This window comes from Bacillus sp. FSL K6-3200, assembly GCF_038630485.1.
GTDB lineage: Bacteria > Bacillota > Bacilli > Bacillales > Bacillaceae > Bacillus > Bacillus safensis.
This window is the reverse complement of record NZ_CP152032.1, coordinates 1,484,029-1,496,206: the sequence shown is the minus strand read 5'-3', so window position 1 is coordinate 1,496,206 and position 12,178 is coordinate 1,484,029. Positions and strand designations below refer to the sequence as shown.

Genomic DNA, 12,178 nt, shown 5'->3' with positions numbered 1-12,178 from the left:
CATGGCAATCCCTACTATTCCTGCATATCCAATGCCAAGCACACAAGATTTACCCGAAAATAAAGTGAACTGGATACCTGATCCGAAACGTGCTGTTCTGTTAATACATGACATGCAGCAATATTTTTTAAATGCATTTCAACAAGATACTTCTCCGATCACAGAGTTAGTTCAACATATTGAACAATTACGTGATACATGCAATGAACTTGGCATTCCAGTCGTCTATACAGCGCAGCCTGGTGACCAAGACCCGAAGGATCGTGCCCTATTAACAGATTTTTGGGGACCTGGACTTGGTGATGATGAAGCATTGACAAAAATCATTGATCAGCTTGCTCCATCTGAGGCAGATACAATGCTGACAAAATGGCGTTATAGCGCATTCAAAAAATCTAATTTTTTGGATATCCTTCAAGAAGGCGGGCGCGATCAACTGATCATTACTGGTGTATATGCACATATTGGCTGTATGCTGACAGCCGCAGAAGCATTCATGCTCGATATTGAAACTTTTTTTGTCGCTGATGCCGTCGCTGATTTTTCACTTAAGCATCACAAAATGGCGATGACCTATGCAGCTGAACGCTGTGCGGTCACCACAACGACAAACCAAATCATTCGTCGTTTAACAGGACAGGAAGCAGAAAGTGATGACCTCTCCTTTGAGTCCATTGTTCATCAAGTAGCTGAGTATCTCCAAATCGAGCCGAATGAAATACCGCTTGACGAGAATCTCGTCTACCTTGGGCTTGATTCAATTAGAATGATGAGCCTAGCGGAAAAGTGGAGGCAGCAAGGAGCGACAGTCAATTTCGTTGAGCTTGCAGCAAATCCAACGCTCGCTCATTGGCGGACTCTTCTTTTCACAGAAAAACAGCCATCTATCCCAAATATCGATTACTTGTAAAGGAGGTATAGACCCTTGTCGATCCAGTCAGTCGATTCATTCCCACTAACCGGTGCCCAATCAGGCATTTGGTACGCGCAGCAGCTTGATCCAGCTAATCCTATTTTCAATACAGCTGAGTATATAGATATTAAAGGTCCTATTGATCCCATACACTTTGAAGCAGCCATTAGAAAGACTGTCTTAGAAGCAGATTCCTTGTATATGCGCTTCGTTGAGGATACTGACGGTCCAAAGCAATGGTTCTCATCTAAGAAAGAGATTCCATTCCAATTGATCAATTTACAAAATGAAAAACAGCCGCTTGATGCGGCTAAAGCATGGATGAAGGCCGATCTTTCAACGCCAGTCTCTTTAGAGAAAGATATATTATTCCGTGAAGTACTTTTTCAGCTTGCTGACGATCGATTTATCTGGTATCAGCGCATTCATCACATTGCCATTGATGGATTCGCCTTTTCGCTCATTGCACGCCGTGTTGCTGAGGTCTATTCAGCCCTATCGAAAGGGACACCTGTGCCTCCTCAAACATTTGGAGCCTTACATGACGTAGTCCAAGAGGAGCTCACCTATCAACAGTCCAATCGGTATGATGATGATCGAGCATTTTGGAAAAATCGCTTCGCTGATCAACCGGAAATTGTCAGCCTTGCTGAGCTTGCCCCAAGAACGTCGGATCATTTTATCCGCAAAACGGCTAGCTACAATGCCGATAAGGTAAGCAAAATGAAAAAAAATGCTCAGGCCTTCGGTAGTACGTGGCATGAAATGATTCTTGCAGCATCCGCTTTATATATGCATCGTATGACTGGTGCACACGATATTGTTTTAGGATTACCTGTGATGATGCGCCTTGGATCTTGCGCCTTACAAACACCCGGAATGGTGATGAACCTGGTACCACTTCGTTTAACATGCAAACCAGAAATGACACTCTCAGCACTTGTTCGCCAAGTATCTGACGAACTAAAAGCCATTCGCCCTCATCAAAGATATCGTCACGAGAACATGCGGAGAGACTTTAAACTCATCGGAAGAAATCAGCGATTATTTGGTCCACAGATCAATATCATGCCATTTGATTATAATCTCGTGTTCGGTCAGAGCATTGGCCAAGCACATAACCTTTCAGCAGGACCCGTGGATGATATATCGATCAACATATACGACCGCGCGGATGGGAACGGATTTCAAATCGACTTTGATGCAAACCCTGCCGTTTACAAAGAGCAAGCAGTTGACGCTCATCAGCAGCGTTTTCTTCAATTGCTGGAGGAAATAACCGGACTAGAGGAAGATCAGACGATCAGTCAATTCAACCTTCTTTTGTCTAAAGAAAAAGAGAACATCCTCAAGCACTGGAATGATACAAAACGAGAATTACCACAGGAATCTTTACGGGAACTATTTGAAAAACAGGTGAGCAAAACACCACAAGCAAAAGCATTACAGTTTGAAGGAATTACTTTGACCTATGAAGAGTTGAATAAGCGGGCTAATCAATTAGCTCATTATTTGAAAAAGCATGGCATTGGACCAGAACAATTTGTCGCAATTGCTCTGCCTCGATCCATCGATATGGTCGTAAGTCTATTAGCCGTCGTCAAAACGGGAGCGGCATATCTGCCATTAGACCCTGATTATCCTAACGATCGTGTCGCCTATATGCTAGAAGATGCCAAACCGGCGTGCTTGCTCACAATCAAAGAAACAGCAGACGGTTTGGATCATCCGCACATCGTTCAGCTGGATGATGCAACTGTTCATCAGGAGATAGCAGGCAGTCCGCATCTCAATCCGACCTGGAGCGAGGGCTCTCCACATCACCCGGCTTACATCCTCTACACATCAGGATCGACAGGCAAACCAAAGGGTGTTGTTGTAACAAAACGAAATGTGATCAACTTTATATTGTCCATGCAAGATTCATTTTTATTAGATCAAAAAGACCAGCTTTTAGCAGTAACGACCATTGCCTTTGATATTTCCGGGCTGGAAATGTTCCTCCCGCTTTTACATGGGGCTGCTATTTTATTGGCAAAAAAAGAAACCATACAAGAACCAGCAAAGCTTTCAGACATGATTCGTTCTCATCATGTCACAATCATGCAGGCAACACCAACGTTGTGGCATGCGTTGGCAGATGAATACCCTGACGTGATAACAGGTATGCGTGTTCTTGTTGGAGGAGAAGCACTCCCTGCTTCCCTTTTGCACACATTGCAATCTCTTCAATGCGACATTACTAATTTGTACGGACCTACAGAAACGACGATTTGGTCTACGATGGAAAATGTCACAGCACACCGGGAGAATAGCGGGCCGGCAATCGGTAAACCCATTTGGAATACGAGCATTTACATTTTAGATGAAGGACTAAACCCAGTCCCAGCAGGATCAATCGGTGAACTTTATATTGCAGGTGAAGGAGTATCCAGAGGATATCTTGGACGATATGATTTAACGGCAGAACGCTTTGTCGCTGATCCATTCGGCACAAAAGGCACGAGAATGTATCGTACCGGTGATTTAGCCAGATGGCGTGAAGATGGTTCAATTGATTATATCAGCCGTGCCGATCATCAAATTAAAATCCGCGGCTTCCGTATTGAACTAGGTGAAATCGAAACCGTGATGATGCAGCACCAATCCATAAAGCATACATCTGTTATCGTTCGTGAGGATCAACCTGGGCAGCAGCTTCTTTGTGCGTATGTTGTGCTGACAGATGGCTCTTCTCTGCACCCTTCAGAGCTCAGGCAGTTTGTGGCTTCATTACTTCCTGACTACATGGTGCCCTCTGCTGTTGTCGTGCTGCCAGAACTTCCACTTACACCAAACGGTAAAATCGACCGCAAAGCATTACCTGCACCAAATATGTCTTTAGTTAGTTCTGAGCGTACACCTAGAACACCACAAGAAGACATGTTATGTAGTTTATTTGCAGAAACCCTTGGTCTATCTCAAATTGGCATAGATGATAGTTTCTTTGACTTAGGAGGACATTCCTTACTCGCCGCTCGTCTGCTCAGACGTATACGCGATACACTCGGTGCAGACCTAAGCATGAGTACCATTTTTGAATCTCCTCGGGTTGCTGAGCTTGCGCAGCACATTGACAAAGCGAAGGACATTCGGCCCCCGCTTCAGGTTGAAGACAAGCCAGATGAAATTCCATTATCCTTTGCCCAAAAACGACTCTGGTTCCTTCATTGCCTTGAAGGGCCAAGTCCAACTTACAATATTCCACTTGTCATTCAACTGACAGGTACACTAGATCAAACAGCTCTAATTGGTGCACTGGCAGATATCACTGAAAAACACGAAACCCTTAGAACCATTTTTCCAGATAAGAATGGCATGCCAAGACAGGTCATTTTACACCCGAAAAGTGTTCAGCCTGAACTCCATGTCACAGCTTCAAGCGATCAACAAATTGAGAATCAGTTAAACGAAGCCATTCGCTATAGCTTTCAGATTGAAGAAGAACCTGCACTTCGAGCTGAATTATTCACGCTTGATGCAAACCGATCCGTACTGCTTCTATTGCTGCATCATATCGCTGGTGACGGCTGGTCGCTTGCACCACTGACGCGAGATTTAGCTGCTGCTTACGAAGCCCGTATACAAGGAAAATCTATTTCCTTGCCAGCGGAACCTGTTCAATATGCTGACTATGCTATTTGGCAGCAGAAACTGTTGGGCAGTGAAGAAGAGACGGATAGTCTATTTGCCAAGCAGCTCAGCTATTGGAAAGGTGCCTTACATGACCTGCCTGAAGAACTCGAGCTTCCTTACGACTTCCCGCGTCCACAGGAAGGAAGCTTCAACGGTGCGACGATAGACTTTACGATTGAACCCGCTTTACATCAGAACCTCCTTGAGCTTGCAAAGCAGCATCAGGTGAGTTTGTTCATGGTGCTTCAAGCATCACTTGCAGCATTACTGACACGCCTTGGGGCCGGTACAGATATCCCAATCGGCAGTCCAATTGCTGGACGGAATGACGATGCACTTGACGATATTGTCGGCTTGTTTGTGAACACACTAGTATTACGTACCAATACAGATGGTAATCCAACCTTTAGTGAGCTATTGAAGCGAGTGCGAGACGTTGACTTAGCAGCCTACGAGCATCAGGATCTGCCATTTGAACGTCTAGTCGAAATCCTAAATCCAACCCGGTCCAGATCACGAAATCCATTGTTCCAGGTCATGCTAGCCTTCCAAAATACACCGAAGGCGGAAATGAAGCTGACACAACTTGATTCAAATCTCTACGTAAAACCAGTAGGGTCAGCTAAATTTGATCTGACCATCGAATTAGCAGAACAAAGAACGGAAACTGGGTCAGCAGCGGGATTAAGAGGATTGTTTGAATTCAGCACAGATGTATTTAAACAAAGCACCATTCGAGCAATCGCTGACAGAATGAAGCGTTTTTTAACAGAGGTAGCTGAGCGCCCACACCTGCCGATTGGTCAAGTGAACATTTTATCAGATAAAGAGCAGCAAACATTTCTCCCTGACAAAAAGACAATTGCTCAGTTAGACCAAGCACACAGTCTCCCGGCCTTATTTGAAAAAACGGCGCAGCAATATCCTAATCGGGTCGCAGTAACGGATGGCAAGAGGCAGCTGACCTATGAAGAGTTAAACAACAAAGCCAATCGTCTTGCTCATTTATTAATAGAAAAAGGCGTTGGACCAGAACAGTTCGTTGCACTTGCCCTACCTAGATCAATCGACATGCTCGTAAGCTTATTAGCCGTTCATAAAGCAGGCGCAGCCTATGTTCCGCTTGATCCTGATTACCCAGCAGACAGACTGGCATACATGATACAAGATGCCAAACCCGTTTGCAGCATTACAACAAAAGCAGATGCAATGCACCTCCCTGCTGATTGCGATTTGATTTTGTTAGACGAAAAAGAAACGAGCGATCAATTGCTGACTATGCCAAATCACAATCCGGCTGATATTGACAGAATTGAGCCGCTATCTTCTCTGCATCCGGCCTATATTATTTATACATCCGGTTCTACAGGGAAACCAAAAGGAGTGGTCATCCCACACCAAAATGTCATCCGTCTTCTGACATCTACTGAACATTGGTTCCATTTTGATGAAGAGGATGTTTGGACAATGTTTCATTCATATGCCTTTGACTTTTCAGTATGGGAAATTTGGGGACCACTTTTATATGGCGGCAGGCTTGTCATTGTACCTCATACCATCTCTCGCTCTCCAGAAGAGATGCTGCAGCTTCTAGTCGAGGAAGGTGTGACTGTGCTTAATCAAACACCTTCTGCCTTCTATCAGCTCATGCAGATAGACAAGGAACAACAAACACTAGGCCAAGCATTATCACTCCGCTATGTCATCTTTGGCGGTGAAGCATTAGAGCTTAGCAGATTAGAAGATTGGTACAGCCGTCACTCAGACTGTAAGCCAAAGCTAGTTAACATGTACGGCATTACAGAAACCACCGTACACGTTACGTACAATGAACTCAATCGAGATATGATCACAAAGAACTCCAGCAGTTTAATAGGTGAACCGATTCCTGATTTACACGTTTACGTACTAGATGAATACTTGCAGCCTGTTCCCCCTGGGACGACAGGTGAAATGTATGTAGCTGGAGCTGGCCTTGCAAGAGGTTATCTAGGCAGACCTGACCTGACATCAGATCGATTCCCTGCCGATCCTTATGGCGCACCTGGCACAAGGATGTATCGCACAGGCGACCTTGCGCGCTGGACAGAAGAAGGGGCTCTTGATTACATCGGCAGAGCTGATCATCAAATTAAAATACGCGGCTTCCGCATTGAACTTGGAGAAATCGAAGCCGTTCTGGCACGCCATGATGCGGTTGCACAAGTGGCCGTCATGATGCGAGAGGATCAGCCTGGCGACAAACGCCTAGTCGCCTATATTGTCCCAACTGAAGAAAACCGTTTCGATACAGAGACCCTTCGTCATTTTGCAGCAGCCAGTCTTCCTGATTACATGGTGCCCGCGGCATATGTACAGATTGACGCCATGCCGCTTACAGCAAACGGGAAGCTTGATCAAAAATCACTGCCAGCCCCTCAATTGCATTTACAGCAAGCGGATGGCCGCGGCCCAAGAAATCCGAAAGAGGAAATCCTATGTCATCTCTTTGAAGAGGTGCTTGATTTGCCTAAAATCAGCATAGACGATCGCTTTTTTGACATTGGCGGGCATTCCTTACTTGCGGTTCGTTTAATCAGCCGCATTCGTGATGCACTTGGTGTCAAACTAAGTATCGGAACATTGTTTGAAGCACCAAATGTGGCAAGTTTGGCAGAGAAACTAGAAACAGGAAGCGATGAAAATGCGCTAGACATCTTGCTGCCGCTGCGAACAAATGGAGAAAGGTATCCTCTCTTCTGTGTTCACCCAGCTGGTGGTCTTAGCTGGTGCTATGCCGGTCTCTTGAATACATTAGAGAAAGACATCCCTATTTATGGATTACAGGCACGAGGAATCGCAAGAAAAGATGACTACCCGCACACACTAGATGATATGGCTGCGGATTACATCAAGCACATCCAAACGATTCAGCCAAAAGGCCCTTATCATCTTCTTGGCTGGTCACTAGGTGGAAACGTTGTACAGGCAATGGCTACACAGCTCCAGCAGCAAGGTGAAGAAATCGCACTCGTTGCGATGCTGGATGCCTATCCAAATCATTTCTTACCGATTAAAGCAGCACCTGATGAAGAAGAAGCACTAATCGCTCTTCTTGCGCTCGGCGGTTATGATCCAGATACCTTAACAGGTGAACCGCTCACGATGAAAAGTGCCGTCGACATTTTGAAAAAAGATGGCAGTGCACTAGCAAGCTTAAGTGAAGATGCCATTAGAAATCTAAAAGAAACCTATGTGAATTCAGTTCGATTGCTCGGAGAATATCAGCCAAAAACTTATCAGGGAGACATATTATTCTTTAGATCTACCATTATCCCAGATTGGTTTACACCAATTGATCCCGAAGCATGGGCACCTTATATCAACGGAACAATTGAACAGCACGACATTCATTGCCGGCACAAAGACATGTGCCAGCCTAAACCCCTAGCAGAAATTGGTGTCATCTTAGACAACGCACTGCATCGGGTCAAACAAAAGCACTAAGAATAAAGGAGAGATGACAAATGACAAATCCCTTTGATCGTGAAGACGGTGTATTTCTTGTGCTGGTCAATGAACAAGGACAGCATTCACTTTGGCCATCATTTGCACCAGTGCCAGATGGATGGGAAAAGGTCTTTGGTGAAGACACTAGAAATGCCTGCATCGATTATATCCAGACACACTGGCAGGACTTGCGGCCATTAAACTTAACAAAAGAACCGGCGCTAGCACATGGAAAAACGGAATAAATCATCGCACCCTGATCTCCATCAGGGTGCTTTTTTGACAGAATAAACATCACCATCTTTCAGCTCTTTCTGCTACAATTTAATTGAGAATGTTTATCAATCAATAAGAGATCAGGTGGTTTTATGGGAAACAACAATCAATTACGTACATTGGCAAATGCCGAACAATTCATCTATCGATTAACAGATACTGAAAAAATAAATAATGCAGAGCTTCCACATACGGAGCAGCAGCTATCAGATACATTCTGCCTCCTCTTCAGCATAAGCGGCAGCGGTTTACTCACATTGAACGATCAAAAATGGCGATTGAAACATCTGACACTCTATACGATCATGCCCGGGGAAACATTTATGTTGAAAACAGAGCCTTATCAAAAACACGAGCTCTATCTGTTTCGCTTTCAGCTCTACACGCTGCAAGATCAAAACATTGGAGAAGTATCAACTGAATACGCCCGTCCTTTACTAAATAAATGGCAATTTATCGATATTAGTTCGATTGAACACATTCATTCTTTACTGTCCGATATGACAGAGGAATGGCAAAGACCTGAATCCATTAGTTTTTTTAAAAGCCAAACTCTTTTTCAGCAGCTCATTATGCAGCTTTTCACACTGCATAAAGAAGATATTTGTGACACGGCACATGCCCTTTTCCAAACAAAACAATATATCGATCAACATTCCGAAGAACCCCTCAGCCTGACAAGTCTATCTCATATGGCTGGCATCAGCTCTAATCATTACAGTGAGCTATTTAAAAAGCATTTTGATGTGAGTGTTACTGATTATATCACCAAGAAAAGGATGGCTAGAGCAAAACAATTAATGGCAAAAGGCAACGCAAAGCTCAAAGACATTGCACTGGAAATCGGCTATCAAGATCCGTATTACTTTAGCCGCATCTTTAAGAAAAAAACGGGCATGACCCCTTCTACTTATATGAAAAGCCGTCAGCGGAAAATTGCAGCCTATGGTCATTCTATACTCGGCCAGCTCACACCCATTCATATCATTCCATATGCTGCCCCTCTTCACCCTAAATGGACAGCACATGATTTTGAGCATCATGCAGAAGAAATTCCGATTCACCTGAGTGCACATCGGATCAACGAGCACGCTGAAGCCAATTTACAGCTATTAAAGGAAACAAAACCTGAGCTGATCATTGCCAATGAACATGTGACAGAGGAAGAAAAACAAGTGTTAAAAACCATCTGTCCTGTTCACTTTGTTCCATTCACACAATTGGATTGGCGCACTCAATTCAGACAAACAGCTATGTTCCTAAACGAAGCGAAGGAAGCAGAAGAATGGCTGATTCATTACGAGGAACTCGTCATTCAAGCGAAAAAGGCATGCCTTTTTGATCATCCACCAAAAACCGTCCTGCCTCTACGAATCTTTCAAGATCAGCTCTACTTGTCTGTAAATCGCACCATGTCCGAAGTGATTTTTCATGACATTGGTCTTCTGCCAGCGTTTCAGAATGACGGCCAGCTAATAGAAAAAAAAATCAGCATTCGCTCTATACAACAGCTAGATCCAGACGCCATCTTCCTCTTCCTGCATAAGGAGCCAAAAACCATTGCTTTTTATCAAAAGTTAAAGCAGCAGGAGGCTTGGCAAAATCTCAAAGCTGTGACGCAGCAAGCCGTCTATCCGCTCACTTCTGACCCTTGGCGTGAATACACAGCAGCCAGTCATCAACGAGTCATTCAGGACCTTTTATCTTTTTTTCCGTAAAAAGTCCATCATTTGACAGATATTTGTCTATGGATAAAAGGACGAAAGCCTAATACAATCTTTAATTGAGAACAATTATCAGTTAAAGGAGAAAACAAATGAAAAAATGGTTCGCATTGCTTATCCTTTGTATCATGACGATCACCGCAGCAGCCTGTGGTGCTGCAGAAAATAAACCTGCTTCAAACACAACCAAAAGCAAGTCAGCTGAAGCAACAGAAACAAACATCAATTACTTAGATCAAACGTACAAACTCAAAACGCCAGTGAAACGAATTGTCATTGCTGGAAGTCTTGAATCAATGGAAGATGCAAAATTACTTGGTATCGAGCCTATTGGTGCTTCTACTGTAGGCGGCACATTCCCTGAATTATTTAAAGACATCACAGCGAAAACAGAAGGCATCGGGGAAAAAACAGAACCGAACCTAGAGAAAATTTTAAAACTAAAGCCAGATGTGATACTCGGATCAACAAAGTTCCCACCTACAACAATTAAAAAATTGGATAAAGTCCAAACGACGATCCCAGTATCCCATGTCTCTTCTGACTGGGAAAGCAATCTTTTATTGCTCGGTGAACTGACTGGAAAGAGTAAAGAAGCCAAAAACATCATTTCTGATTATCAGAAAGATCTCAAACAAGCGAAAGAAACCCTGAAAGACAAAAGCAGCAACAAAACAGCTGTCATTTTACGCATTAGACAGGGCGACCTGTACGTATATCCTGAAGACGTATACTTCAACTCTACTTTATATGGGGACTTAGGATTTACAGTACCAAGTGATATCAAAAAAGCCAAAGCACAAGCATTGATTTCATTGGAGCGCCTAGGCGAACTCAATCCTGACTATATTTTTGTTCAGTTCTCTAAAGAGGAAAACTCATCGAATCCAAATGCATTGAAAGACTTAGAGAAAAATAAAATTTGGACAAGCCTAAAAGCTGTGAAAAATGGGCACATCAATGAAAATGTTGTTGATCCTATGCTTCAAGGAGGAACAGCACTAAGCAAAACAACCTTCCTTGATAAGGCCGTCAAATGGTTAGATCAAAACAACTAAAAAGATGATTGTTGACAAAGGGCTAAAATGATTAGCCCTTTGTCTTCTTTTCAATGTAGTTGAAAACCGTTAGGAGAGGATACACATGAACGGAACGTTTCTATATGACGAGTTTAACGGGCGTCAGCTTGATATTTACCTTCCACCGGACACCTCTATTGATGTTCCAGCTGTCTTTGTACAAGATGGCTCTTCTTTGTTTAGAACACACCTGCTAGAGATCGAAAGAATGATCGAAACGAAAACCATCTCGCCAATTATCATCGTCGGCATACACCCCTTCAATCGACTTGACGAATATACACCATGGAAGGCGTCATCACTGCGATCTGGGTTCCCTGACTTTAAAGGCGAGGCACAGACGTATGTGTCATTTTTAGCGAATGACTTACTCCCATATATCAAAAGAGAATATCCAGTTGAAGAGACCGGTCATGAACATAGCCACGTAGGTGCTTCATTAGGTGGACTATTTGCTATTTATACCTTATTCATGCACCCTGACCTTTTTAAAAACATCGCGTCGATCTCCGGGTCATTTTGGTATCAAGATTTTCTATCGTTTGCTAAACAACAAAGCATTCAGTGTGTGGATCACCTTGTCTATTTGTCTGTAGGCAGTGAAGAAGGGAAAGGCAAAACATCTGCTCAACAGCACATGCCTTTATTCACCGAACAACTACATGACCTTTTATTACAGAATGGGATGCAGGAATGGCAGCTGCAATATCACATCGAACAAGGGGAGGGCCATCATCTGAAACAATTTCAAAAAAATTTCTTGTCCGTCCTAAAGTGGTTTTATAAAAGAGAACGCTAATTTTTTATCAGCATGGCACAAAGCCGATATGATATATTGGAACGTATAGATTGAAAGAGGAGGGATTTGCGCATGAGACCTTTACAAATCTCAGCCGATACCGCACAAAAGCTTGCTGCATCACTCAATGTACCGTTAGAACAAATTATGCATATGCCGCAGCATATCTTATTAGCTAAATTAGCGGAGCTTGAACAGAAGAAAGATCGTTCTTCTTAAAGAA

At 43.5% G+C, this 12,178-nt stretch carries 7 protein-coding genes; all 7 read left to right on the top strand.

The annotated features are described in order from the left end of the window. Position 1 precedes the first annotated feature (1 nt). The 7 genes from MHI60_RS07570 (at position 2) to MHI60_RS07540 (ending at position 12,174) form a co-directional block, all read left to right on the top strand. Entirely contained in the window at positions 2 to 910 is a 909-nt protein-coding gene (locus MHI60_RS07570; RefSeq protein ID WP_144484252.1) for an isochorismatase family protein, read from the top strand. Between the two features lie 15 nt (positions 911 to 925). After that, positions 926 to 8,074, top strand: a complete 7,149-nt coding sequence (locus MHI60_RS07565) for a non-ribosomal peptide synthetase (protein ID WP_144484255.1) — start codon at positions 926 to 928, stop codon at positions 8,072 to 8,074. Positions 8,075 to 8,094: 20 nt separating this feature from the next. Next, positions 8,095 to 8,322, top strand: coding sequence for an MbtH family protein (locus tag MHI60_RS07560; protein ID WP_095410026.1), 228 nt, complete (start codon positions 8,095 to 8,097; stop codon positions 8,320 to 8,322). Between the two features lie 123 nt (positions 8,323 to 8,445). Next, positions 8,446 to 10,071 (top strand): helix-turn-helix domain-containing protein, encoded by a 1,626-nt coding sequence (locus MHI60_RS07555; protein ID WP_144471570.1) that lies wholly within the window; start codon positions 8,446 to 8,448, stop codon positions 10,069 to 10,071. Between the two features lie 98 nt (positions 10,072 to 10,169). After that, entirely contained in the window at positions 10,170 to 11,135 is a 966-nt protein-coding gene (locus MHI60_RS07550; protein WP_144471568.1) for an iron-hydroxamate ABC transporter substrate-binding protein, read from the top strand. Positions 11,136 to 11,220: 85 nt separating this feature from the next. Further along, positions 11,221 to 11,955 (top strand): alpha/beta hydrolase-fold protein, encoded by a 735-nt coding sequence (locus MHI60_RS07545; protein ID WP_144484258.1) that lies wholly within the window; start codon positions 11,221 to 11,223, stop codon positions 11,953 to 11,955. A gap of 72 nt (positions 11,956 to 12,027) precedes the next feature. After that, positions 12,028 to 12,174 carry a YycC family protein gene (locus tag MHI60_RS07540; RefSeq protein WP_064498621.1) on the top strand — a complete coding sequence of 49 codons (147 nt, stop codon included), beginning with the start codon at positions 12,028 to 12,030 and terminating at the stop codon, positions 12,172 to 12,174. The last annotated feature ends 4 nt before the right edge of the window (positions 12,175 to 12,178 follow it).